The organism is Gilliamella sp. Nev5-1, from assembly GCF_001690895.1.
In the GTDB taxonomy this organism is placed as follows: domain Bacteria; phylum Pseudomonadota; class Gammaproteobacteria; order Enterobacterales; family Orbaceae; genus Gilliamella; species Gilliamella apicola_C.
In genome coordinates this window covers 91969-116220 of the sequence record NZ_LZHO01000028.1, presented here as the reverse complement: position 1 = coordinate 116220, position 24252 = coordinate 91969, and the positions used below count along the sequence as shown (strand labels likewise).

Annotated in this window: 26 protein-coding genes and 1 tRNA gene; 16 read left to right on the top strand and 11 right to left on the bottom strand. The window is 35.2% G+C overall.

Annotated features, from left to right (window positions below; translation table 11 throughout):
* Positions 1-124 precede the first annotated feature (124 nt).
* The 8 genes from A9G41_RS04765 (at position 125) to A9G41_RS04730 (ending at position 3552) form a co-directional block, all read left to right on the top strand.
* Positions 125-805, top strand: coding sequence for a ribonuclease H-like domain-containing protein (locus A9G41_RS04765; RefSeq protein ID WP_065582596.1), 681 nt, complete (start codon positions 125-127; stop codon positions 803-805).
* 111 nt (positions 806-916) lie between these two features.
* Positions 917-1444 carry an HNH endonuclease signature motif containing protein gene (locus A9G41_RS14510; RefSeq protein ID WP_065583519.1) on the top strand — a complete coding sequence of 176 codons (528 nt, stop codon included), beginning with the start codon at positions 917-919 and terminating at the stop codon, positions 1442-1444.
* Entirely contained in the window at positions 1428-1868 is a 441-nt protein-coding gene (gene ssb, locus A9G41_RS04755) for a single-stranded DNA-binding protein (protein WP_065583520.1), read from the top strand. The genes A9G41_RS14510 and ssb overlap by 17 nt, the downstream gene beginning before the upstream one ends.
* A 115-nt stretch (positions 1869-1983) precedes the next feature.
* Complete coding sequence (locus A9G41_RS04750) at positions 1984-2259, top strand: hypothetical protein (protein ID WP_065609673.1); 276 nt, start codon at positions 1984-1986, stop codon at positions 2257-2259.
* Positions 2260-2261: 2 nt separating this feature from the next.
* On the top strand, positions 2262-2507 hold the full coding sequence (locus A9G41_RS04745) for a DUF3850 domain-containing protein (protein ID WP_075539389.1): 246 nt from the start codon (positions 2262-2264) through the stop codon (positions 2505-2507).
* 25 nt (positions 2508-2532) lie between these two features.
* Entirely contained in the window at positions 2533-2892 is a 360-nt protein-coding gene (locus A9G41_RS04740) for a hypothetical protein (protein ID WP_065581716.1), read from the top strand.
* Positions 2893-2903: 11 nt separating this feature from the next.
* Positions 2904-3227: a Lar family restriction alleviation protein gene (locus A9G41_RS04735; protein WP_065582803.1), complete on the top strand. Its 324-nt coding sequence runs from the start codon at positions 2904-2906 to the stop codon at positions 3225-3227.
* A gap of 109 nt (positions 3228-3336) precedes the next feature.
* Complete coding sequence (locus A9G41_RS04730) at positions 3337-3552, top strand: helix-turn-helix transcriptional regulator (RefSeq protein WP_065568999.1); 216 nt, start codon at positions 3337-3339, stop codon at positions 3550-3552.
* Here the strand turns inward: A9G41_RS04730 and A9G41_RS04725 are convergent.
* Positions 3541-4710, bottom strand: a complete 1170-nt coding sequence (locus A9G41_RS04725) for a tyrosine-type recombinase/integrase (RefSeq protein WP_065582802.1) — start codon at positions 4708-4710, stop codon at positions 3541-3543. The genes A9G41_RS04730 and A9G41_RS04725 overlap by 12 nt on opposite strands.
* Positions 4711-4876: 166 nt before the next feature.
* A tRNA-Arg gene (locus A9G41_RS04720) sits at positions 4877-4948 on the bottom strand.
* A 125-nt stretch (positions 4949-5073) separates the two neighbouring features.
* Here A9G41_RS04720 and A9G41_RS04715 point away from each other — a divergent pair.
* Positions 5074-5832 carry an MlaA family lipoprotein gene (locus A9G41_RS04715; RefSeq protein WP_065582801.1) on the top strand — a complete coding sequence of 253 codons (759 nt, stop codon included), beginning with the start codon at positions 5074-5076 and terminating at the stop codon, positions 5830-5832.
* Between the two features lie 56 nt (positions 5833-5888).
* Here A9G41_RS04715 and A9G41_RS04710 read toward each other — a convergent pair whose 3' ends face one another.
* Both A9G41_RS04710 and A9G41_RS04705 read right to left on the bottom strand, forming a co-directional pair.
* Entirely contained in the window at positions 5889-6698 is an 810-nt protein-coding gene (locus tag A9G41_RS04710) for a TIGR03915 family putative DNA repair protein (RefSeq protein WP_065582800.1), read from the bottom strand.
* A 3-nt stretch (positions 6699-6701) separates the two neighbouring features.
* Positions 6702-7967: a putative DNA modification/repair radical SAM protein gene (locus A9G41_RS04705; protein WP_065582799.1), complete on the bottom strand. Its 1266-nt coding sequence runs from the start codon at positions 7965-7967 to the stop codon at positions 6702-6704.
* Positions 7968-8246: 279 nt separating this feature from the next.
* On the opposite strand from A9G41_RS04705, the gene fabB reads away from it, so the two are divergent.
* Positions 8247-9458, top strand: a complete 1212-nt coding sequence (fabB, locus tag A9G41_RS04700) for a beta-ketoacyl-ACP synthase I (protein ID WP_065582798.1) — start codon at positions 8247-8249, stop codon at positions 9456-9458.
* Positions 9459-10441: 983 nt separating this feature from the next.
* On the opposite strand, the gene A9G41_RS04695 is transcribed toward fabB, so the two are convergent.
* Positions 10442-12037, bottom strand: coding sequence for a hypothetical protein (locus tag A9G41_RS04695; protein WP_141675236.1), 1596 nt, complete (start codon positions 12035-12037; stop codon positions 10442-10444).
* A gap of 593 nt (positions 12038-12630) precedes the next feature.
* Here A9G41_RS04695 and asnA point away from each other — a divergent pair.
* A complete protein-coding gene (asnA, locus tag A9G41_RS04690) occupies positions 12631-13623 on the top strand; it encodes an aspartate--ammonia ligase (RefSeq protein WP_065582796.1) in 993 nt (330 codons plus the stop codon).
* A gap of 68 nt (positions 13624-13691) precedes the next feature.
* Here the strand turns inward: asnA and A9G41_RS04685 are convergent, their stop codons facing one another.
* Positions 13692-14081 (bottom strand): DUF1161 domain-containing protein, encoded by a 390-nt coding sequence (locus A9G41_RS04685; protein WP_065582795.1) that lies wholly within the window; start codon positions 14079-14081, stop codon positions 13692-13694.
* Positions 14082-14472: 391 nt separating this feature from the next.
* Positions 14473-14736: a SemiSWEET family transporter gene (locus tag A9G41_RS04680; RefSeq protein WP_081297764.1), complete on the bottom strand. Its 264-nt coding sequence runs from the start codon at positions 14734-14736 to the stop codon at positions 14473-14475.
* Between the two features lie 624 nt (positions 14737-15360).
* On the opposite strand from A9G41_RS04680, the gene A9G41_RS04675 reads away from it, so the two are divergent.
* Positions 15361-15969 carry an IclR family transcriptional regulator gene (locus A9G41_RS04675; protein ID WP_081302215.1) on the top strand — a complete coding sequence of 203 codons (609 nt, stop codon included), beginning with the start codon at positions 15361-15363 and terminating at the stop codon, positions 15967-15969.
* A gap of 6 nt (positions 15970-15975) precedes the next feature.
* Here the strand turns inward: A9G41_RS04675 and A9G41_RS04670 are convergent, their stop codons facing one another.
* Positions 15976-17385 carry an aminotransferase-like domain-containing protein gene (locus A9G41_RS04670; RefSeq protein WP_075539388.1) on the bottom strand — a complete coding sequence of 470 codons (1410 nt, stop codon included), beginning with the start codon at positions 17383-17385 and terminating at the stop codon, positions 15976-15978.
* A gap of 185 nt (positions 17386-17570) precedes the next feature.
* Here A9G41_RS04670 and pdxS point away from each other — a divergent pair, with 185 nt between their 5' ends.
* From pdxS to A9G41_RS04650, 4 genes are all read left to right on the top strand, one after another.
* Positions 17571-18458, top strand: coding sequence for a pyridoxal 5'-phosphate synthase lyase subunit PdxS (gene pdxS, locus A9G41_RS04665; protein ID WP_065580269.1), 888 nt, complete (start codon positions 17571-17573; stop codon positions 18456-18458).
* Between the two features lie 2 nt (positions 18459-18460).
* A complete protein-coding gene (pdxT, locus tag A9G41_RS04660; RefSeq protein WP_075539387.1) occupies positions 18461-19048 on the top strand; it encodes a pyridoxal 5'-phosphate synthase glutaminase subunit PdxT in 588 nt (195 codons plus the stop codon).
* Positions 19049-19685: 637 nt separating this feature from the next.
* Positions 19686-20180, top strand: coding sequence for a GNAT family N-acetyltransferase (locus A9G41_RS04655; protein WP_065567039.1), 495 nt, complete (start codon positions 19686-19688; stop codon positions 20178-20180).
* A 76-nt stretch (positions 20181-20256) separates the two neighbouring features.
* A complete protein-coding gene (locus A9G41_RS04650) occupies positions 20257-20988 on the top strand; it encodes a rhomboid family intramembrane serine protease (protein WP_075539386.1) in 732 nt (243 codons plus the stop codon).
* A gap of 55 nt (positions 20989-21043) precedes the next feature.
* Here the strand turns inward: A9G41_RS04650 and lolE are convergent, their stop codons facing one another.
* The 3 genes from lolE to lolC are packed head-to-tail and all read right to left on the bottom strand — an operon-like array spanning position 21044 to position 24198.
* Positions 21044-22285 (bottom strand): lipoprotein-releasing ABC transporter permease subunit LolE, encoded by a 1242-nt coding sequence (gene lolE, locus A9G41_RS04645; protein WP_065653024.1) that lies wholly within the window; start codon positions 22283-22285, stop codon positions 21044-21046.
* Position 22286: 1 nt separating this feature from the next.
* Complete coding sequence (gene lolD / locus A9G41_RS04640) at positions 22287-23003, bottom strand: lipoprotein-releasing ABC transporter ATP-binding protein LolD (RefSeq protein ID WP_075539385.1); 717 nt, start codon at positions 23001-23003, stop codon at positions 22287-22289.
* A complete protein-coding gene (lolC, locus tag A9G41_RS04635; protein ID WP_075539390.1) occupies positions 22996-24198 on the bottom strand; it encodes a lipoprotein-releasing ABC transporter permease subunit LolC in 1203 nt (400 codons plus the stop codon). Before lolC ends, lolD begins: the two co-directional genes overlap by 8 nt.
* Between the last annotated feature and the right edge of the window lie 54 nt (positions 24199-24252).

Below are 24252 nucleotides of genomic sequence, written 5' to 3'. Positions count from 1 at the left end.
AATCTATGGATGAATTAAAAACGATTTATACAAAATATTACAATCGCTGCGTTGTAATAGGTGCCGATGATCGGCTTAAGTCATTGAGTGATAAATATAAATATAAGCTAGAGAGTAAATAGCAATGAGGAAATTTAACATCTATTTTGATATAGAAACCATTCCGACACAATCTAAGCAGTTAAAAGCTCATATTCAGAATAATTTAACTCCACCTAGTAATTACAAGAAACAAGAGGCGATTGATGCGTGGATTGAAGAGCACAAAGATATTGTTTACCGAAAAACCGCTTTAAACGGCGGTTTTGGTCAAATTGTTTGTATTGGTTATGCAATCAATGATGAGAATGTGCGAGTAATTTATTTTGATGACTGGGCATCATCTGAAAAACAAATATTGCAATCATTTTTTAATGATTTAATTGAGCGTTATAGACCCAGTTCAGATATAACCCCGCATTTTATTGGGCATAATATCGAAAATTTCGATCTTCGATTTATTTATCAGCGCGCAATCGTTTTAGATGTTATACCTCCGGCATTTTTACCGCTAAATAACAAATCATATAACAATATGTACATATTTGATTCTATGACGGAGTGGGCAGGTAAACGTAATTATGCGTCATTAAATGAAGTTTGTTTGGCGCTTGGTATAGAGCCAAAATCCGATGATATCGATGGCTCAAAAGTCTGGGATTTGGTGCGAGAAGGGAAAATAAAACAGGTTGCAGATTATTGTGCTGCCGACGTTGAGAAAGTTAGATTAATACATAAGCGCATGACATTTCAGAATGCAAGTTAATTACAGCCGGCAAGGTTTAAGTGAGCGAAAAAGTATATGACGTTGATAAAACAAAACTGGAGCAAGAAAAATGGCACGTGGAATAAATAAAGTTATTTTAGTGGAGGTTGAATGGACAAAGAGAATCTAATCTCATTATATAAACAAGGTTTAAGTATCCCTCAAGTATCAGTTATATTACACACGCCACAAAGCACCATAAGACATCATTTAAAAAAATCAAACATTCTTAGGTCTAGAGCTGATGGAGTTCGTTTAGCTGCTAAAAATGGAAGGCTTTCAGCAAATAAAGGTATAACTCGTACTTTTACAGACGAATGGAAGAAGAACATGTCAAAAGCAAGACTTAAAAATGCAGAAACAAATGCTAAAGGAATTTCCTTAAAACCAAGTGGTTATTATGAAATAACACGAGGAGAAAACAAGGGGCGGCTTTTGCATGTTATTGTTTTTGAAAATCGATTAGGAAGAAAATTACTCGAAGATGAATGTATTCATCATATAGATGGTGATAAAACAAATAACGACATTAATAATCTAGCGTTAATGACTAGGTCTGCTCATGCTCGTTTACATCGCCATGAAGATAAACTATCAAATAAATTAATAGCGAGGAATAAAAATGGCACGTGGAGTTAATCGTGTAATTTTAGTAGGCAATTTAGGTCAAGACCCAGAAGTTCGTTACATGTCTAATGGTAATGCAGTTGCTAATCTTAGTTTAGCAACGTCAGAAACTTGGAAAGATAAACAAACTGGCGAGCAAAAAGATCGCACTGAATGGCATAGAGTTGTTATATTCGGTAAATTAGCCGAAATTGCTAACGAGTACGTCAAAAAAGGCGCTCAAGTGTATATTGAAGGTCAATTACAAACAAGAAAATGGCAAGATCAATCAGGTAACGATCATTATACAACTGAAGTTGTAGTCAACCCAATAGGTGGTACATTGCAAATTTTGGGTAGTCGTGACAATAATAACGCTAGCCAGACACAACAAAAACAACAGCAACAAACAACAACACAGCATCAAGATACATTTGATGACAACATCCCATTTTAAATCAATTAGTTAAATCAACTATCTTGGCGGTTAATCACTAATAGCTGCCGAGCACCCCCTCTATTCTATTAATTTATTACAACTATCTGCGCTGATTATTTAGCGTAGATACTTTATGGGAATAATTATGCAAATTGATGAATCCGTATTTAACCACGGCAAAATCGAATTTCAACATATCGACTATGGTTATGTTTTCTTGTTTGATAACGAGCTTTATATGAAGATTGAATTAGACCCGATTATTCTGTCGTTTGTTTTCAAATGCTCATCTAAAGGTGTACACGAAATAACTAACGGATGCGCAATCAATCTTATTAGCGGTCAAGGAGAAGTGTTTGCTGATAACTGTATGGTCGAACCAGTAAAAGCTGTAATTAAAAGGAAATAATCATGACTACACACGAACTAAAAATTAAATCAGAGTATTTTATGGATGTTGTAAAAGACATAAAAAAGGCCGAAATTCGCTACAATGACCGCAATTACAAAGTTGGAGATATTCTAAATTTGCATGAAATTAACGAGCAAGGTAACCGCACAGGTCGTCAATGTAGCGTTATTATCTCTCACATTTTAGATGATGGAGAGTATTTGAGAGATGGATATGTAATGCTGAGCATTGACGTAATATACTGATTTATGTAGAGGAATTAGGCGAATTATGAATAGTAATACTCTAAAGAAATATCAAACTCAATTACAAAAATTAAAAGCGAAGCAAAGCGTTGTCAAAACAGAATTAACAGATTGTCAGCATCGCTATAACTCAATCAAAAATGAAATACTCGACGTACAAACAAAGATAAATGAACTATCACGTAATAATAAACTAATAGTTAGCGAACATGCAACAATTAGGATATTAGAGCGCATGTTTGGAATAAATTTGAGCGAAATACACGAGCAAATAATTGCTGAGATTTTGCCAGTTTATACAAAACTAGGGGATGGTTTATTTCCCGTTAAATGTATTGGTTTGCGCGCTGTAATAAAAAACGGCGTGATAGTAACAGTTAAATGAGGAGAACAATTATGACAAAACAATTAAAACCTTGCCCGTTTTGCGGCAGTGAATATTTATTCATTGATGAGATTGATTATAGACTCAATGAAGATATTCCTGAGCATCTCAGAGATGCTATTTGTTTCGCTGTGGTTTGCTATGATTGTAATGCAAGAGGTTGCGAAAAAGATACTGAAAATAAAGCAATTTTGGCTTGGAATTCAAGAATCAGCAAATCACAAAAACATATCAACGAAATTAAAGCGCAAGCTATTGAAGAAGCCGTAAAAAAAGCTGATAACGAAACATACATCGGAGTTGTCGGTAGTGATTTTCCGCCACAAAAACAATAAAGCTGAAATTCTAGCATTTGCTGATAGCTTAAGATTAAAACATGAATAAATACAGACAATTACGTAGTTTATTTATTGATGAGAGATGAGAAAATTATAGGAGTAAATAATGTTAAATAATCTAACAATTGAAGATCCGCGCTACAGCAAGGCGCAAGTTTGCTCATATTTGGGCGAGCTAGATCAAACGACACTAGACAAATGGGTGGCAAAGGAAAAATTCCCAAAGCCCGATTTGTATTTAGGTAGACACCCACGCTGGAAATTGTCTACCATCAACGCCTATCTTGCCCAAAAAGAACAAGAATATCAATCATGCGGTTAGGCTATCTATATAGTCCGCATACCACTGCATCATCTCACGACGTCCCTCCAAATACTGTGCGTGGTTGTAAATACCTCGCACACTGCCCTCCTCATGATTTAACTGTTTTTCTATCCAATCTCGATTAAAACCATGCTCGTTTAACACACTAGAAAATTGATGTCTAAATCCGTGCCCAGTTGCACGATTAGCAAATCCCAACCGTTTTATTAAACCCAAAATAGCGCCGTTAGACATGTGTTTTGAACTGCTATTTCTACCAGAAAAAACATATTCTCCCCGCCCTGTAATTGGTTGTAAAAATTTAAGAATATTAATAGCCTGATTAGATAGCGGAACCACGTGAACGCGTGATTTTTTCATTGATTCTTTGGGTAGTATTATGTATTTTTTCTCAAGATCAACATACTCCCATTTACAACTCAATAATTCCATGGTTCTGACAGCCGTTAATATTAATAATTCTGTAGCATAACGAACTAAAATATTACCCGAATACGATTGTAGCGCTCTCATGAACTCGCGCATATCGTCCTCCATTAGGAACGCATAATTTTCTGGCGTATGCGTGATCATGGCTTTAGCTAATTCACGTGCAGGATTGTTTTCCGCTCTCTCTGTAATAATTGCATATTGAAAAACTTCGGTACATCGTTGGCGCATTTTTTTTGCAATCTCCAATGCCCCTCTGTTTTCTATTTGTTTTAAACAACTTAGCATTTCAAGAGGCTTGATTTGCGTAATGTCCATGTCACCAATAAATGGAAAAACATCTTTTTCAAAATACCGAATAATCATCTCTCTGGTATTAATGGACCAATTTCTTTTTTTTGTATCAAACCATTCCAGTGTTATTTTTTTAAACGTGTTCCCTTGGGCGATATTTGCGAGTAAGGATTTTTTTTTCCTTTCGACAGCAGGATCTTTACCGTGAGCAAGCATCTGCCGAGCCAGCTCCTTTTCATTTCGAGCATCAGCTAAACTAATATATGGATATTTACCTATTGTTAACGTTTTTCTTTTACCGTTAAATTGATAATCGTAACGCCAAGATTTGGTACCTGTGGGCGTGATGTATAAATATAAACTTTCAAAGTCTGGCAGTTTGTACGGTTTTTCTTTGGGTTTAGCTGATTCAATGGCTTTTATAGTTAACATATTACGGTATTTTAGATTACGATATTAAAATATACCGTAAATATACCGTTTAAGCATTTGCGTTGTCAATCGTTTAGAATCGTGTCTAATCGTGTTAATCGATTAAAAATACTGTTGAAATAAGGCTTGAATCGTAGAGTATCGTTTTTAATCTTGCTTGCGGTTTTGACCCCAGCAGGAATCGAACCTGCAACTAGCCCTTAGGAGGGGCTCGTTATATCCATTTAACTATGAGGTCATAGGTGGCTTATTCTAATAAATTTGCAAAGATAATGCCATTTAAATAACGAAAAATTTTTTATTTTAAGTAATCATGATACAATTGAACTATATTTAACCTCATTAAATTTAATTAAAGATACTATGAAAAAACGAATAGTTGGTATGATGTTTTCTGTGATGGCGCTTACCAGTTGTGCCACTTATCAACCTGAAACAAATTCCTATAGTGACCCATTATCTGGCTTTAACAAAACCATGTTTAATGTTAACTACTATGCGCTTGATCCTTATGTCTTACGTCCAGCTGCAGTCGCTTGGAAGGATTACGTTCCATCACCTATTCGTACAGGTGTAGTTAACTTTTCGTCTAATCTTTCCGAACCTGCATCAATGGCAAACAACTTATTACAAGGCGATGTTCACAAAGCCGGAACGCATTTAGCACGCTTTTTCTTAAATACGGTTTTCGGTTTTGCTGGTTTGGTGGATGTTGCAAGTATGTCAGATCCACAATTGCAAAAAGGTGGAAAACGAACTTTTGGTGATGTTTTAGGTCATTACGATCTGCCTTATGGCCCTTATGTTGTATTGCCATTTTATGGTTCCGCAACGTTAAGAAACGAAGGTGGTAGTGTGGTTGATACCCTTTATCCTCCACTTGTTTGGTTAGATTGGCAATGGGCGTTAGTACGTGGTGTATTTGACGGTATTGAAGCGCGTGCAGTTGCGATTGAATATGAAGATTTAATTAAGAATAGCGATGACCCTTATAACTTTATGCGCAATGCTTACTTTCAACGTCATGACTTTGTAGCCTCTGGTGGTAAAGTAGACGAAAATAAGCAGCAACAACGCGAAGAATCTATTAATGATTTTATTAGCGATATTGATTCTCAATAATTTTTATTAAATTATACTAAAGGCTGTCAATTATTGGCGACCTTTGGTTTTAGAATTTATTTCAACATGAGTTTCATTTCTGGCAACAAATGCCAAAATCGACTTGGCATTTGTTGCCTTTGTAATTTTGGGTTGATTCGTTCTTTGATAGTTAACGCATTACAATAACGTAACCACATGGTTTGAAATAATGCTTCATCCCTAGCTAGATAATTTTTATTCACTTGACTGTTAATAATCAAATCATTTTTATCAGTCAGCGAAACGGGTTTAATGCTATGTAAATTATAAATATAACCATATTCGCGCTTTTCATCATAGATAGCCCACTTTTGATCAGCAAAACGATCTTTAAAAAACTTTAGTACCAACGGCAATACGTTATATATAGGAGCAATGATTGAAAAATAGATTTTATCTTCTTTATCATTAAACACATCTTTAACAGGATTATTTATAGCACTAAAACGTACAAATTGGATCACACGATGCCGTTCTCGACTAACTTTTTTAGCGATATCATGTACCGCCAGCACATCTTGATCGGCAAAATCGGTTTCGATTGATTGAGATGATTTAAATACCTTGCAAATATAGCGAAAAACGATTAAATCACTTTCGGGCAGTTCAGATAACCAAACATACATTAAATGGCGTAGAGCAACTTTACTAAGTTTGTTAATTAATGCCTTTCGAACACGCTCATATTTGGCATTATCAAATTCGACATGATGTGTGTCAGATACTAATAGTGGCTCTACTTGCTCTGTAGCTAACAAACATTCAGGCATTTTTTTGAGCTTAAAAGCCTCAAATACCGCACATAATAATCCTTCAAAGCTTTTATCGTAATAGAATGCTAACATACTCTACCATCCCATGACTAGTTGCTGTGGAATATTATCTTGCTTTGCCTCTAACAAAGGGGGATCTTGCAAAGAGAGTCGGATATACTCGGCCGATGAATCAAGCACTTTAAATTTCCTCATTTCATGACAAACAATAAAAAATTGTGCACGCTTTAAAACAACGCCAATGCGCTTAAGCGCATCAAAAGTAAGCTTTCGATGACGCCTTGCCATCACAATCAACTTGGCCGATTTAATACCAATACCTGGCACCCGCAAAATTTTTTGGTAGCTATCACGGTTAACATCAACTGGAAAGCATTGTGGGTTGCGGATGGCCCAAGATAGCTTAGGATCGACAGTCAAATCAAGATCGGGGTATTGATCGTTAACAATTTCATCAACATTAAAATCATAAAAACGCAGTAACCAGTCCGCTTGATATAAACGGTTTTCACGTACTCTTGGCACCTCTTGCACTACAGGTAAACGTTTATCGTAACCATTTACAGGAATAAATCCCGAATAGTAAACCCGCTTCATACTAGGTCGTTTGTAAAGTTTGGCCGTTAATTGTAATATCTGTTTATCTGATTCATCTGTTGCACCAATAATAACTTGTGTACTTTGACCGGCGGGTACAAATTTGGGTGTAGCACGAAATTTTTTGCGATCTTCAATATTTTCTAATAGGTTTTGATGAATTTGACGCATAGGCTGATAGATACTTTGGTGATCTTTATCAGGTGCTAATAATTTAAGATTTTCTTCGGTTGGAATTTCCAAATTAACACTCATCCTATCAACTAACATGCCAGCTTGATTAATTAGCTCGTTACTTGCGCCAGGGATCGCCTTCATATGAATATAACCATTAAAATCGTGCTCATGGCGCAAAATTTTTACCACTCTAATCATTTTTTCCATGGTATGATCGGGACTTCTAACTATGCCCGAACTAATAAATAAACCCTCAATATAATTACGACGATAAAACTCAATGGTGAGGTTAGCCAATTCACGCGGAGTAAAACCAGCTCTAGGAATATCGTTACTTTGTCGGTTAATGCAATAAGCGCAATCAAACATGCAATAATTAGTTAACATAATTTTGAGTAAAGAAACACATCGCCCATCAGCGGTAAATGAATGGCAAATACCAGATTTATATGCATTACCTATGCCTTTATTTTTATTATTTCTTGATGCACCACTCGACGAGCAAGAAATATCATATTTTGCCGATTCAGCTAAAATTTCCAGTTTGGTTATTATTTTTCCAGTCATATTGAACTCAACACTTGCCTGTTTATTTATACAGTATATCGTAGCCATAGTAGGTTTTGCAAGTATATATTGCTAACAAAAACCGTCATCACTCACTATTTTAATCATTTTTTTAAGCGGTAAATTTATTGTAATTGCTTTACCTATATAAATAATTAAGGCGATATTAGGATACAGAAATAAAAAACTCGGCAAAGTATTGTTCAGCTTACAACTGTACGCTATAATCAACGCACTTTTTTGTATGAAGCCAGATATAACTTAGGAGCTAAATAGTAAATGAAACGTGTTGTTATTACAGGGTTAGGAATTCTTTCAAGTATTGGGAATAATACTAAAGAAGTTTTAGAATCACTAAAAATTGGCCGTAGCGGTATTACCTTTTCTCAAGAAATGAAAGATAGCGGTATGCGTAGCCATGTATGCGGAAATGTCAAACTAGATACTACAGGATTGATTGATCGCAAAGTTGTTCGTTTTATGAATGATGCTTCTATTTATGGTTATCTTGCTTTGCAACAAGCTATTGAAGATGCAAAATTAACCCCTGAACAAGTTTCTAACCCTCGTACTGGTCTAATTGCGGGCTATGGTGGTTCAACTAAGACACAATACAATGTCGTTGCTGGCATGAAAGAAAAAGGATTACGAGGAGTTGGTCCTTATGCAGTAACCAAATCAATGTCATCAGCAATTTCGGCTTGTTTAGCAACTCCATTTAAAATTAAAGGTGTTAGCTATTCAATGACATCAGCTTGTGCAACATCGGTTCACTGTATTGGTCATGCAGCTGAACTCATTCAACTTGGCAAACAGGATATTGTTTTTGCTGGTGGTGGTGAAGAGCTTTGCTGGGAAATGTCTTGCGAATTTGACGCTATGGGCGCTTTATCAACCAAATATAACGACAATCCAGAAAAGGCATCACGCGCTTATGATAAAAACCGTGATGGTTTTGTTATTGCTGGCGGTGCTGGTATGGTTGTTGTTGAAGAACTAGAACATGCTCTTGCGCGTGGAGCTCATATTTACGGTGAACTTGTTGGCTATGGTGCAACATCAGATGGTCATGACATGGTGGCACCATCAGGCGAAGGTGCAATGCGCTGTATGCAACTGGCTATTCAAGACTTAGATGTACCTGTTGATTATATCAATACTCATGGTACATCAACCCCAGTTGGAGATGTCAAAGAATTGTGGGCAATCAAACAAGTTTTTGGTGATAACATTCCGGCTATTTCATCAACCAAATCAATGACAGGCCACTCATTAAGTGCCACTGGCGCACAAGAGCTTATCTATTCATTATTAATGTTAGAACATGGCTTTATTACTCCAAGTATCAACATTGATGAACTTGATGAAGCTGCTATTGGTATGAATATTATTACCGAACCAACTGAACGTGAACTCACAACAGTCATGTCAAATAGTTTTGGTTTTGGTGGCACTAATGCCTCAATTGTAATGAGAAAATACAAAGCTTAATAAGCACTAAGTTAGTATCAATCAATAAAAAACCGTTTATTTAAGAACGGTTTTTTTATTGATTGTAGTAGCTCAAACTTAATCTAACAGACACTAAATATTCATCGAATATACATTTTAACAAAATGAGGAGCCGATGAGTAAAATAAATTGTCCAGTTGCTTTTCCTTAACTAACACCTTTTGTACCTAGCAAAATTTGCCACGGCGTTTTGCCATAAAAATACTTGCCTGAATACGTTCTTTCTTTATTTTAAAATTCCAGCTCTTGTTCAATATCTTGTTGAATTTCAGATAATTCAATATAAGTCTTATGTCTGAACACCACATCGTAACTTTCAATTTCTATCGTCTTATGCAATCGTTCACAAATTCTATTCGTTTGTGACTATAAGCTTTGGTTTGGGTGTGAGCAATATATTCAAGGTTAAAAATAAAATTCATGAGCATAGCTTTCTTTATGCGCATTATTCGGTCGCTCATTCATATGCGTAATAGTGGCATTTGTTCAATATCAAAGAAAGGAAGCACTTATCATCAAGCATACCTGTCGCAATTAAATTATTTTTGGGTATAAACTTTGGCAAAACCTAGCCTTGATTAGGTATCAGTGAACGTTTATTGGTATATTTTACCTATTCCCTATAATACATCCAACATAATAGATATCTTATACGCATAAATAACTTGGATGCTGGCGGTTAAATATTTTTTAAAACTTTCTAAATAATAATATAATCGCCACAACCTGAAGCTAATATTCCTTGTTCACAGAATTGATTAGCAACGCTAGATCGCCCATAATCTGGGTTTTGCTATTTGATTTATTTCTAGCACGCTTTTTTGGTTATAAAATAAATTAAATATCAAATTAAGTAAAAACCATTACAATTATTCACTTATTTTTTGAACTCAGCAAGATCATACCCAGCCTACTATGTAGAATGGGTATGATCTTGCCTGATTGAGTCTACAACTATTTCATTATGGAGCTACACAAACGGCTCGGCTAACCGCAGATTGTCGGTAAAAATTATATCGATAAGCATTGCCTTCATTTGCACTAACCGTTAACCCTAAATCATAATAACCACTATTGCCACTCCAATACCCAGCATATATATCCCAATCACTTCCTGAATAACCAGTACAATTATACGGCTCATTAGGGTCTACACTACTACTAGCTGGGGCCATACACCCCCATTCACTAAATATTCCCCCTTGCCATTTCGTTCCAGTCTCCTGATAGCTTAATTGGCGACGATAAACACCATTTTCCCAACTATTCAAAGGTCTACCAGGAATGCCCCCTTCCCACCCATAATATTTTGTGTTTGCGTTCGTATAATCATTAACATCTGGTAAGCGATAGCCGCTACCTAAACTTTGGCAATAATTTCTCACTTGTGCTTGCGCATCTGCTCCGATGTTTGTTCCTTTATAATTAATTCCTGGCTGCACTATATACCAACGCATTAGTCTAAATTCATATAATAATTTTGTTTTTCCACTGTCGGCGTACAACTTAAAGGTAACCGGGCTAAAACTCTTATTCCCTGAGTTATACCTAGGACCTTTTAGCGTTATCTTCAAACCTGGTTCCACATCACCTACGCTACTAGGCTTTAAGCCCCCCATGCTAAAATGGAATGCCCAACGAGGAGTGTTTTCCGCACTAAGGGCTAAACTTACATTACTGTCCTCTTCTGCTCTTACTGTATTGCCATTAGCAGCTAATACCTGAGCAGGCGTTATATTTTTAAATAATAAATAAAAAAACAATCCATGTGAGCCAGTGCTTGGAAAGTTATTCCAAGTTATACTTGAATCTCCTTCATAATTTCCACTATTTGAGGCGCTGAATACTCTATACCCTTTATTAGCTACCCACGTCATTCCATCCCAATCTAAATCGTAATAATCACTAAACCCCATGTACGCCACCCTACCAGAGGTCCCATCTATCACTAAACTAGGTTGAGCATAACAAACCGATGCGGTTTTTTTATTAGGCTTGATATAATATGTATGGCTTCCACCTGCGAAATTAGTAGTATTAGGCACACCATATTCGGTCTGTAAGTAGCCATCTGTTGAACTTATAGTTAGTTTATAGAGGGGATTACAGATGCTTAGTATTGCATTTGAACCATTTTTGACTATTGATGTAATATCTTCATAGCTATTGCGGGCATTTTTGCTTTCCCATTTTACTTTCACATTTCCCATGGCGGTCGCGTTACCATCACCATCATCATCGCCAAAATAGTTATACGGCTCATTAATCAAATTATTGATATTAATTACTGGATAATTATTATTACCTTCACTAGGAAATGGTACTGCTGTTTGGATATCTGAATATGTATCATTTGCATTAGGTAACTCTATCGGGTGACTTTCGCTGGAGTTGTCGTCATCCGCTTTGATGATTGTTCCATCAGATAACGTTATTCCTAATAATGAGCTAGTATCATTTACTTTAGTTATTCCATTATCAAATGTTAAATACGGCGCATTACCATTGATCGCATTAACTGTTGTCACATTTAAAGCGCTCGCTGTATTGATGCTCATTGTTAGTGGCAAACAGATGCCAATAAACAGAGAATTTAATGGTGCAAATAAAAATTTTGATTTTTTAAAATGGAACTTATAACATTCCCTTGTTATTAGATTATTATAACCGAGATATCGCTTCCCGTTCTTAACGCCAAATAAGCCATAATTTATTGGTTGGCCAACTTGATGTAAACAATTGTATTTTAACATGTTATCATCCATTTATCCTTTTATCCTTTTATCCTTTTATCCTTTTATCCTTTTATCCTTTTATCCTTTTATCCTTTTATCCTTTTATCCTTTTACTTATTTGTTTTATTACAAATGCTTCCGATTTTTCGACAAAGTATAAAGAAATGAATTATGTTTCACAATAAAATTTTTGTTAAGAAGCGTAAAGAAAAATAACGTTAAAAAAATCAATTGTTTTTGTGTGATCATAATTATTTTTATAAATTTCTCTATTTTAGCAATGCGCTAAATTATCAAAAACCATAAAACTGAATACGTATAAAACCTTGTTTTAATACTCTATCTACATCTTGCAAAATGTACTCATCTAGTTTACCTTACTCATACACCAAAAACTAAATAACTAGAGTGTAAACATGACGATATCATTTAAAGAGCAACAGCAGAGAATTAGCTTTGTTAAGCAATTTTTTGCCAATCAGCTTGCCGAGCGTTTATCACTTATTGAAGTGCAAGCCCCGTTATTAAGTAAAGTGGGCGATGGTATTCAAGATAATTTGTCAGGGACTGAGCACGCAGTACAAGTTAAGGTAAAAGCAATTCCTAATGCACAATATGAAGTTATACACTCACTTGCAAAATGGAAACGTAAGATTTTAAGTGATCACCAATTCGAAGCTGGCGAGGGAATTTATGCAAATATGAAAGCATTGCGCCCTGACGAAGATCAGCTTTCGCCAATTCATTCCGTTTATGTTGATCAGTGGGATTGGGAAAAAGTCATTCGCCCTGAAGATCGCAATTTAACTTATTTAAAACAAACTGTCGATAATATTTATGCCGCTATTAAAGCGACTGAGAAAGCGGTATCTCAACAATATCATCTTTCACGCTTTTTACCCGAATCAATCACTTTTATCGATAGCGAACAACTTTTAAAGCGCTATCCAAATTTACCACCTAAAGAACGAGAAAACGCAATCTCCAAAGAGCTTGGCGCTGTATTTTTAATTGGTATTGGCGGTAAGCTCTCAAATAATGAAAGACACGATGTGCGTGCTCCTGATTATGATGATTGGAGTAGCAATAACGATTTAGGCTCTAAAGGTTTGAATGGCGATATTTTAGTGTGGAATTCGGTATTAAATAGTGCCTTTGAAATTTCATCAATGGGTATTCGTGTCGATCCTGAAACATTAAAACGCCAATTAAAGTTGACTAATGACGAAGATCGCTTGCAATTTGCTTGGCATAAAGCTTTAATCAATGGGGATTTATTACAAACAATTGGTGGCGGTATTGGTCAATCACGACTAACAATGCTACTTTTACAGCAAAAACACATTGGCCAAGTACAAGCAAGTGTATGGAGCGATGATACCAAAGTAAATTACAACCATTTACTATAACCATGCCATAAAAATATAGGGCACTACGCCCTATTTTTTGACTCAAGACTGTGACTAACTACTGATAATTAATTCTGTACTGGTGCTAATTGATTATCTTGGGGAATCGGTTGAGCATTTTGTTCTGTTGGATTAATTGTTGAAGGCTGTGTTAAGTTGTCCTCATCACTTTGTGTAGGCTCATCTTTTGCATTAGTTGACGGTGTTTGTGACGTGGTTGTAGTGCTATATAAACGAACATAAATAATATGTTGCTGACCACGATCACATGATCCCACAATTTTACCTTCAATTTGCTGTTCTGACTTATCAACCGATTCTAATTTCAGCTGAAACAGTGACGGATCTACGCCATTATTTTTGATTTTTTCGGCAATGTTACGGCTAATTTCATCACAATTTGATGCCGCCGCCAACATCGGTAAACCAAGTAAAAACATGCCGATTAATTTTTTCATTTTTTTCCCTTTTATATGTAATTTAACTACCATCTGCAATAGAAAATGATTGGAAAATTTACCTTTACTTTTTGAATTACAACTACAAATAACATTGCGCCATAATTAAATATCCAACAAATCTGCTAACACAACTTATTCACAGTAAAGTTTGATAACAGTTTAACAAACCTGTTGATAACTAAAAAACCTATTGATTATTAAATAGTTTTTAAATAGATCAAATATTAAACTTCTCTAGTTATGATTTTATTTAGCTTAAAAAAGCTTACTTTTTCAACCTGATTCAAAAGGCCTTGCATTATCATTGAAAACAAAATTCCCACAAAACAGCAATAACCCTATAATTAATTACCGTTCAATGGCTTTACCTTACTTATCTTTACCTTATTTATAGAGCGGTAAAAAAAGCCATTAAGCCAAAAAACACACCCGGCGAATTAGCAATTGCAATTGGCCAGTCTTTTTTTTCTCTTAATAAACCATAGCAAACCCAAAGTGAGCAGTTAATCGCAGCTGCTAATGGCTGAGTAGGATTTGATTTAAGCCCATGTAAATTATCAATGATTTGAGGAATATAAGAAACATACATCCCTAATGATGCAAATGTAGCAACAATCCCTAAAACACGAAAAGCTTTTGGTGAAAGATGCAAAACTGCCTCCTAATATCATTTATTAATTATTAAATTATGTATTAATTATAACCATTTAGGGCATTATCAGTAAACAACCCGCTAAGATTCAGTAACCCTAAGAAGATCGACATAAAACAATTCATTAACTAAATTTGAATTATTTAGTTAACATTCTTTGCCAAGGATTTTTATTTAATCATTAAGTTACAAAACACCTTCAATTATTTATAACACAATTTAATAATAAATAATAAGATGAAACTAATTTTAATAATTGGCTAAATGATTTAATTATGCTTAAGGAATAATTATTGATTGGTAATTTCCACTCATCTGAATATATCTCATATCGAAAAGCTAATGAAGATAAATATCAATTTTATCAATAATAACAATAAATTATAGGATTATACACCAAAATAAAACAAGCAAATTAAGTTTAATCGTCAGAACAAATTTTGAAGCAAACCTTCATCACAGGCTTAACTAATAATGCCAAAACTAACTTAAAATATTATTCACTGTTGGATTTAATAAGTATTGAATAAGCTTGTTGATAACTCTTTAATATTTTGATTATTTAATACTTTTATGAATCGATTAAAAAATAACCACTAAAGTAAATCAACATTACTTGCCAGTTTGATTACTAATAGCTTATTAAGGCAAAATGAAGGAAAATACTTTTTAGGACTTGCTTTTTATGAATTTGGCAATAAAGCAATTGAACAATTTAATATAAAAGAGCTAGCCATTGAGCCTCTTTCATTTTTGCGAGATAAAACACAACTTGCTTGCCATTTAGGCATATTAGACGGCAACTCAGCGATTTATTTAGCCAAAGTCGAAAGCCCTAGCGCAATTCAGGTCAAAAGCTGGCTAGGTCGCAAGCTTTCATTGCATAGCTCTGCTCTTGGTAAAGCACTTTTAGCATGGGAACCAGAACAGCGTATTGATGAGTTATATCCAAACGAAAACTTAGTGATTAAAACACAAAACACAATTACCACAAAAACGGCATACAAAAAGGAACTTAAAAAAATACGCGAACAAGGTTGGGCATTTGATAACGCCGAAGACTTTGATGAAGTGACCTGCTTAGCTGCACCAGTTTATGATAAAAGTGGCAAAGTCATTGCCGCAATTAGCACATCAGGGGTTCGATTTCAAATGCCAAGTGAAAGAATCAACGAGTTTGTTCAATATTTACTGAGTGCAACGAAAATGCTATCTGACAAAATAAAAAGCTAATCTATTTTATTTGTCCATATTCAGTTGCTGATCAAAATGACCAAAGCTTAACCTAATGGTGCCAAGTTCGTCACCAAAATCGGCACCTTGCGATACAATTATCCCTTTTGACAGCAATTGATTAAGCAAGGTTGATTCTTGCGCCACCGTGCTCACGGGCAAATGTGCATACAGATGAAAACCACCCAACGGCGCTTGATAAGTAATGTCACCACCAAAATAGCTATCTAACCACTGCATTAACTGTTCAGCTTTGATTTGTAGCGCTTGACGTAATTGTTGTTGGTGTGAGGCATGATAACGTTGTAAATATTCTTGAGCTAATAATTGTGGCAATATACTTAAACCTGAATCAATATGGTGACGAATTTTGGCTAAATTTTCGATAATATTATGCGGAGCTAACATCCACCCGACACGAATATTACGCCCAATATATTTTGATAACGACCCTAAATAGATAACTTGGTTATGCTGATCATACTTTTTAATTGGCGTTACAGCTAAATCAGGAGTAAATGCTAGACGGCTATAAGCATCATCTTCAACAATCCCGATACATTGTAGTCGGCAAAATGCCAATATTGCCAACTTTCGCTCATTGCTCATAACAAACCCTGTTGGATTTTGAAAAATAGGATTTAAAAATAACCATTTTATTTGATGTTGCCGTACACAATTTGATAGGCTATCAAGCGTTATGCCTTCATTATCGCATTCAATACCATATAAACGTAATCCCGCTGCTTGAAACAAAGGTAATGAGTAAAAATAAGAAGGAGACTCTATACCAACTGCATCGCCAGGTTTAAGTAAGCCCTGTGTAATAAGAAATAATGATTGTTGCGTACCTGATGTAATTAAAATTTCATTAATATCAACTTGCATAGCAAACTGGCTTTGCATATAAAGTGCAATTTGTGCTTTAAGCGATGGCAAACCTAATTGCAACATATCACTGTTTTTTTCGTGCATAATTAATTCATTTAACGAAATATTTGGCAACTGGAGCTTGGGGATTAAATATGTTGGTAAATCACCATTAGCCAGATCACAAATACACAATTGTTGTTCGCGAATTTGTGCTACTTTTTGCTGATAAAATGATTGTTTATTATGATAAAAATGTGCAGGTAAACGCCAATTAATCGATGAATAAGCTTGCACGCCCCATTTTTGCTTATTAACATAGGTGCCACTCCCTTGACGGCGGATCAGCACACCCCGTTCTGTTAACAACTCCAGCGCATGAACCACGGTTGAGCGATTAACACATAATTTTTTTGCCAGATCACGTTCTGAAGGTAGCCTTTCACCCGCGAACAACACGCCCTGCTCAATATAGTGTTCTATTAGCTGCGTCACCTTTTTAAAAAGCGCTCCAGTAAATGGTACCAGTTTTTGTTTATCCCACATTATTATTCCACTTTAATGGTTTAGCCCGTTTTTTAATTATTTTTGTTACAGCAAATTTACCCAAAATTGGATGGTTTTATTATAGTCCAATTGGCTGTTTTTTATTGTGCTTTATTTTTGAATAATACTCCACACTAATTACAGTTAAACAATATTGCCATTATAAACCTAAAAAGGAGTAAAAGATGAACCAAGTTACAGGCACACAAACCGTTAAACGAGGCATGGCACAAATGCAAAAAGGCGGTGTAATTATGGATGTTGTTAATGCAGAACAAGCCAAAATTGCCGAACAAGCTGGCGCAGTTGCAGTGATGGCACTAGAACGAGTACCGTCGGATATCCGCTCGGCTGGTGGCGTAGCTAGAATGGCTGACCCAACCATTGTTGAGCAAGTGATGAACGCTGTGAGTATACCTGTTATGGCTAAAGCTCGAATTGGTCATATTATTGAAGCCCGTATTCTAGAATCGATGGGCGTTGATTATATTGATGAAAGCGAGGTATTAACCCCTGCCGATGAACAGTACCACTTACTTAAAGATGAATTTACCGTGCCATTTGTTTGTGGATGCCGTGATTTAGGTGAAGCACTACGCCGAATTGGCGAAGGTGCATCAATGCTACGCACCAAAGGTGAACCCGGCACGGGTAACATTGTTGAAGCTGTGCGCCACATGCGTAAAGTCAATGAACAAATCCGCCTAGTGGTCAGTAAATCAAAAGATGAATTAATGACCTTCTCCAAAGAAATAAATGCACCTTACGAACTGATTTTACAAATCAAACAGCAAGGAAAATTACCCGTTGTTAATTTTGCCGCAGGCGGCATAGCAACCCCCGCCGATGCGGCATTAATGATGCAACTTGGTGCCGATGGTATTTTTGTTGGATCTGGGATTTTTAAATCACAAAACCCTGAAAAATTTGCCAAAGCCATTGTACAAGCCACGACTTATTTTGATGATTATCCACGCTTAGCTCAGCTTTCAAAAGGTTTAGGCGAAGCAATGAAAGGCATTGAAATTAGCACACTGACTCAATCTGAAAGAATGCAAGATCGGGGTTGGTAATAATGTATTCATCAAAACCAAGTATCAAGCATATTGGTGTGCTTAATTTACAAGGTGCGGTAAGTGAGCATATGATAATGTTAAGTAGTATCAACAATGTACAAACGTCTTTAGTTCAGAAAGCTGAACAATTAGCAAGGTTAGATGGTTTAATTATTCCAGGTGGAGAATCCACAACAATCAGCCGTTTAATCAAACAAAATGGGCTTTTAACACCCATTCAACAATTTGCTAAACAAGGCAAAGGTATTTTTGGCACTTGTGCTGGGCTTGTGCTTTGCGGTAAAACCACAACACATAACGAAGTAGAGTTATTAAATTTAATCGATATAAGTGTTGAAAGAAATGGATTTGGACGCCAAGTTAACAGCTTTGAAACAACCTTAGATATAGCAGTTGTTGGTCTACAAATACCCGCTGTATTTATTCGAGCCCCCTATATTGCCAAAGCAGGAAAAGCTGTTCAGCAACTCTCATTTGTCCAACAACATTGTATTATGGCAGAACAAAACAATATCCTAGTTTGCGCCTTTCACCCCGAACTAACTAATGATAATCGCATTATGCGTTACTTTGTTGATAAATGCTAAATTAAATAAGGGATTTTATATAAAATCCCTAAAGGCTGTCCTTATCTAGTAGCTAATTTATTGCAGTTAATTAATGGTTGATTACTCATGTTAATCAATAAAAATCTATAGCTAATTGTCCTTTAAATTCCCAATAGATTTTTACTGTCATTATAAACACACCCGCCTACACGACGGTAAACTTTACATAAAAAAGCCAATAATTAGGGTTAATTTTCTAAACCGCCTGCACGGCAGTAAACGTTGGTTTTGAGTTTTCGTTTTCAGCTATTGCTTTCTAAACCGCCTATACGGCGGTAAACGGCGGTAAACTAGAATCGAATATACTATAAACGTTGTTTAATAAAAGGCAAATAAGATTTTTATCTTCAAAAAACCTTTTATTAGACACTACATTAACTATTTGTTTTTATTTACTTTAATTTATTATTAAAAAAAAGGTTGGCAAGGATTTTGGTAGGATGATAACAACCCATTTGGTCAACATCCAGTATTATTAAACAATATTATCCTAATATTATTTGATAAAATAACAAACGATAGGCTTTTATCTTCTTTGTTGAAAAAATATCTTTTATTGCCTAAAACAAATAATAAAACTACAATAAAATTACTTTAATCACTTATAACAAGAGCTATGATTACTTATCAAGATGCCACATTAACCGATTTGCCTTTTATTGTTGATGTTTATAATTCAACAATTGCCGGCAGGCAAGTCACTGCCGACACGGAGCCGGTTTCTGTTGAGAGTCGATTAGACTGGTTTCACCAACATAATCCACATAATCGCCCAATTTGGCTAATAAAATACCAAGATCAACCATGTGGTTGGATTAGTTTATCTTCGTTTTATGGTCGTCCTGCATTTTATAAAACTGTTGAGATTAGCTTATATCTTCATCAAGATTTTCGTGGTAAAAAAATTGGTCAATTTATGGTAGCTGAAATTGAAAAATTTGCCCAAAAAACTGGAATTGAGGCAATTTTTAGCTACGTTTTTGGGCATAATTTACCTAGCGTTAATTTATTTAAAAAAATGCAATATGAACAATGGGGCTTTCTTCCCAAAATTGCTGAACTTGATAATGTTCAGTGTGATTTGCTGATATTAGGTAAACGACTAAATTAAGCCTACACATTGTTAATATACCATTTATTATTAATATACCATTTAATGATACAAAACGATTTAAAAGGATTTTTTGATGAGCGCTTTAAATGACCTTAAATATTACGCAAATCAATCTAAAATCACTTCAACCTTGGTTGTTGTAAACATTTTTTGCTTTTTTGCATTTAGATTGCTTGATAGCCGAGGTTTTTCAACCTTGTATGAAAATCATTTTTTAATTGATTGGGGAGCCGATGTGGCAGAACTGACTTTTTCTGGTCAATATTGGCGTATGTTTACCAATTTATTTATGCACGTAGGTTTTACTCACTTAGCCATGAACATGCTGGCATTATGGAGTATTGGACCAATTTTAGAACAGCGTATACCTCGCATTGCTTTTATTGGTATTTATTTTTTCTCTGGTTTAGTAGGAAGCTTATCAAGCGATATTGCCACAATTCACCATAATGTAATTAGTTGTGGTGCATCAGGTGCTATTTTAGGTGTTATTACTGCATTATTAGCCTATAGCTTAGTGTTTAAAACCAATATACAAGAAATGCCAATCAAGGCAATGCTACTAAGTTTAATTTTAACTGCTGGATTAGGATTATTGCCTTCAATTGATAATATGGCACATATCGGTGGTGCTTGTACTGGATTTGTTCTTGGTGGGCTAATTTCATTGTGTCTTAAAATTTTTAAATATCCAAGTAAGCTAGCGTTACTTATTATTAGCCTATTATTGATGACTACTGCATTGGCAATATATACAGTATATATGCATTATGCCTTACCTAATGGCTATTATCTCTATAATTAATAATAAAAAAACGCTGATGATAACCAATCAAACAGCGTTTTATTTAAGCTAACTGTTAAAAGCTATTTAAGATTCGGGCTGGCTCAATTTTACAAGCTCGTTTAGCAGGATAGTAGCTAGCAATTAAGCTAAGTAACATAGCAGTTATAAACACTATCGCCACATCAAAGAAATGAATTTCAGATGGTAAAAAATCGATAAAATAGATATTACTGTTTAAAATTTTATGCCCCATTAATGATTCAAGGAACCCCATAATGTTGGAAAGTTGCCATGACAATATCACACCTAAAATAACACCAATTAAACTACCAATTAATCCAGAAATTACCCCATACCAAATAAAAATATGTTTGATTAATCGATTAGTTGCACCTAGTGTTTTCAATATGGCGATGTCACGTTGTTTGTCTTTAACAGCAATAACTAACGTTGATACAATATTAAAACAAGCAACACCAATGACCACAATCATTGCCAGATACATAATTTGTCGTATCATTTGAATATCGCGATACATAAAACCAAATGAATTTTCCCAGCTATTAAATGATAAGGTGTCATCTAAGCTCAATGCAGCTTGGCCTATAATTTGATTAGCTCGGTATACATCATTGACATTAATCATTATCCCAGTGACACTGTCACCTATATTGAGTAGTTTTTGCGCATCAACTAAAGGCAATAGAGCAACGTTATTACTTAAACTACCACTTAAATCCAAAATACCAATAACCTGTAAGCGAACTCGCTTAGGCGGTTTAAGTTGAGTTGATCCACTTGCTGATACAGGAATTAATAAAGAAACCCAAGCCCCCTCTTTTACCGCTAAAGATTTTGCTAAACCAGAACCAATAATAACTTGTTGATTATCTGCCTTAAATTCTTGCCATTTATGATTGAGCACATAGTTAGGTAATGCACTAATTTGCTGTTCTTGCTCAGGATCAAGCCCTTGTACTTCAACAGCACCAAGTTTACTACCGTTTTCAATAAGCCCAGTAAAACTAACAAATGGAACGGCTGATACAATATTTTTATTTTCTGTAAGCTCTTGCTGTACATGGCGCCAATTCTCTAAATTGCCAGAATCAAGATACAATTGGCCATGAGGCACAACAGATAATACGCGGTTATGTAGTTCTCGTTCAAAGCCGTTCATGGCACTTAACCCAATGATTAATGCCGCTATACCAATAGCAATACTTAATGTTGAAATGATAGATATTAATGACACCATGCCACTTTTACGGCGCCCTTTTCGAAATTTGATGGCGGTAATTAAAGATAAATTCATATTAGTTATCCATTAGCTTTTTATCTGATGATACGCTATCAGATAGTTTGCCATCTCTCATCACCAACTGTTTATCAAGTTTACTGGCTAACTCTAGATCATGCGTAACAACCAAAAATGCAGTACCATGTTCACGATTTAATTTAATCAATAGTTCAAAGATAGAATCTGCCGTTGATTTATCAAGATTACCCGTCGGTTCATCAGCCATAACTAAAGCGGGATTATTAATTAATGCTCGCCCTATTGCTACACGTTGGCGTTCACCACCAGACAGTTCAGAAGGACGGTGGTTAGTTCGTTTTACTAAGTTAACGGATTCTAACATTGCCCTAGCACGTTGTTTTGCTTCATTTGGCGAAACACCACCAATTAACAGTGGCATAGCTACATTTTCTAATGCCGTAAAATCAGGTAATAGATGATGGAATTGATAAACAAAGCCAATTTCTTGATTGCGCAATCGCGCTTTTTCTTGTTCAGATAATTGATTTAACTGCTGTGATTTAAAAATGATATCACCTGAAGTAGGTTTATCAAGCCCACCAAGTAAATGTAATAATGTACTTTTACCTGAGCCTGAGCTACCAATAATGGCGAGTAACGACTTTGGGTAAATATCAAATGAAACATCTTTTAAAACTTCCGTTACCATTTTGCCTTCTTTATAAGTTTTATAAAGATTGTTTGCTGATAGTAATTTTTCAGAATTATTCATAACGTAAAGCCTCAGCAGGTTGAATATTGGCTGCACGGTATGCAGGATAAATAGTTGAAATTAACGATAACATAAGCAATCCAATAATAATTAAAATAATTTGCGATGGCTCAACGAGCGACGGTAGCAAAATACCCGCTAAAGATAAACCCAACGCTTGCATGATTTCATTTAAGTTGACTGCAAGTAACAATCCTAAAACACTCCCTAAGAGCGTGCCAATTATGCCAGAGCTTGCACCTTGAATAATAAAAATGAACATAATTTTAAATCGCGATAGACCTTGCGTTTTCAAAATAGCCACTTCACCTTGCTTTTCCATTACCAGTAAACTTAATGAAGTAATAATATTAAAAGCTGCAACAATAACAATTAAACTAATCAATAATCCCATGACATTCTTTTCCATTTTAATGGCTTGAAATAATTCACCGCGTTTTGCACGCCAATCATTAAACACTAACCCTTCTGGTAATGCGGTATTAGTGACCGATGCAATATCAAGGGGTTTGTCTAAGAATAAGCGCCAGCTAGTGATCATATTGGCAGGATAACGTAACAAATTTCTTGCATCAGATTGATTAACATAAATAAGAGATTGATTAATATCATGATTAACTGAAAACAGTCCAACCACATTAAACAAACGTTGCGAAGGAATGCGCCCAACTGGAGTTATTTGGCTTGCATCTGTCACCATTAATCGAATTTTATCACCTATTGTAACACCTAACTGATTGGCAAGCGTTTGCCCTAAAATAACATTATATTGTCCTGCTTGTAGATCCGAAATTGAACCCATGTAAATATAATCACTTATTGGGTCTTCATCTTCCGGTTTTATCCCCATTAAAGTACTGACAGTAATACTTTGTTCGCTTTGTAATACTACATCACTAGTGACTAAAGGCGTAATGCGATTAACACCTGAAATCTTTTCAAAAGGTGAACTTAAAATGACATTGAGATCAATTCTTCCTTGATTAGAGGTAATTTGAGCTTGAGGAAAAAACTTTAAAATACTGTTTTGCATTTGATCTTCTAATCCATTCATCACAGATAGTACAACGATTAGACCAATAGAACCCAGCATAATTCCAATCATTGATAACCATGATACAAAACGACCAAAACCATCGGTTTTTTGCCCATATACATAACGCAAACCGATATAAAACACTAATGGGCGAAATATTTTTGACATAAACGTATATATTACCTGAAACTTTTTGACAAAGTTTTACGAATT

Excerpts from the sequence above, each read along its gene's own strand:
- A9G41_RS04765 (WP_065582596.1), top strand. The coding sequence starts at position 125 with ATGAGGAAATTTAACATCTATTTTGATATAGAAACCATTCCGACACAA.
- lolD (WP_075539385.1), bottom strand. The coding sequence starts at position 23,003 with ATGAATAATTCTGAAAAATTACTATCAGCAAACAATCTTTATAAAACT.
- ssb (WP_065583520.1), top strand. The coding sequence starts at position 1,428 with ATGGCACGTGGAGTTAATCGTGTAATTTTAGTAGGCAATTTAGGTCAA.
- A9G41_RS04710 (WP_065582800.1), bottom strand. The coding sequence starts at position 6,698 with ATGTTAGCATTCTATTACGATAAAAGCTTTGAAGGATTATTATGTGCG.
- A9G41_RS14510 (WP_065583519.1), top strand. The coding sequence starts at position 917 with ATGGACAAAGAGAATCTAATCTCATTATATAAACAAGGTTTAAGTATC.
- lolE (WP_065653024.1), bottom strand. The coding sequence starts at position 22,285 with ATGAATTTATCTTTAATTACCGCCATCAAATTTCGAAAAGGGCGCCGT.
- A9G41_RS04685 (WP_065582795.1), bottom strand. The coding sequence starts at position 14,081 with ATGAAAAAATTAATCGGCATGTTTTTACTTGGTTTACCGATGTTGGCG.
- A9G41_RS04725 (WP_065582802.1), bottom strand. The coding sequence starts at position 4,710 with ATGTTAACTATAAAAGCCATTGAATCAGCTAAACCCAAAGAAAAACCG.
- pdxS (WP_065580269.1), top strand. The coding sequence starts at position 17,571 with ATGAACCAAGTTACAGGCACACAAACCGTTAAACGAGGCATGGCACAA.
- A9G41_RS04750 (WP_065609673.1), top strand. The coding sequence starts at position 1,984 with ATGGGAATAATTATGCAAATTGATGAATCCGTATTTAACCACGGCAAA.
- A9G41_RS04705 (WP_065582799.1), bottom strand. The coding sequence starts at position 7,967 with ATGACTGGAAAAATAATAACCAAACTGGAAATTTTAGCTGAATCGGCA.
- A9G41_RS04745 (WP_075539389.1), top strand. The coding sequence starts at position 2,262 with ATGACTACACACGAACTAAAAATTAAATCAGAGTATTTTATGGATGTT.
- A9G41_RS04730 (WP_065568999.1), top strand. The coding sequence starts at position 3,337 with ATGTTAAATAATCTAACAATTGAAGATCCGCGCTACAGCAAGGCGCAA.
- A9G41_RS04695 (WP_141675236.1), bottom strand. The coding sequence starts at position 12,037 with ATGAGCATCAATACAGCGAGCGCTTTAAATGTGACAACAGTTAATGCG.
- A9G41_RS04735 (WP_065582803.1), top strand. The coding sequence starts at position 2,904 with ATGACAAAACAATTAAAACCTTGCCCGTTTTGCGGCAGTGAATATTTA.
- A9G41_RS04670 (WP_075539388.1), bottom strand. The coding sequence starts at position 17,385 with ATGTGGGATAAACAAAAACTGGTACCATTTACTGGAGCGCTTTTTAAA.
- A9G41_RS04740 (WP_065581716.1), top strand. The coding sequence starts at position 2,533 with ATGAATAGTAATACTCTAAAGAAATATCAAACTCAATTACAAAAATTA.
- pdxT (WP_075539387.1), top strand. The coding sequence starts at position 18,461 with ATGTATTCATCAAAACCAAGTATCAAGCATATTGGTGTGCTTAATTTA.
- A9G41_RS04655 (WP_065567039.1), top strand. The coding sequence starts at position 19,686 with ATGATTACTTATCAAGATGCCACATTAACCGATTTGCCTTTTATTGTT.
- asnA (WP_065582796.1), top strand. The coding sequence starts at position 12,631 with ATGACGATATCATTTAAAGAGCAACAGCAGAGAATTAGCTTTGTTAAG.
- A9G41_RS04650 (WP_075539386.1), top strand. The coding sequence starts at position 20,257 with ATGAGCGCTTTAAATGACCTTAAATATTACGCAAATCAATCTAAAATC.
- fabB (WP_065582798.1), top strand. The coding sequence starts at position 8,247 with ATGAAACGTGTTGTTATTACAGGGTTAGGAATTCTTTCAAGTATTGGG.
- A9G41_RS04715 (WP_065582801.1), top strand. The coding sequence starts at position 5,074 with ATGAAAAAACGAATAGTTGGTATGATGTTTTCTGTGATGGCGCTTACC.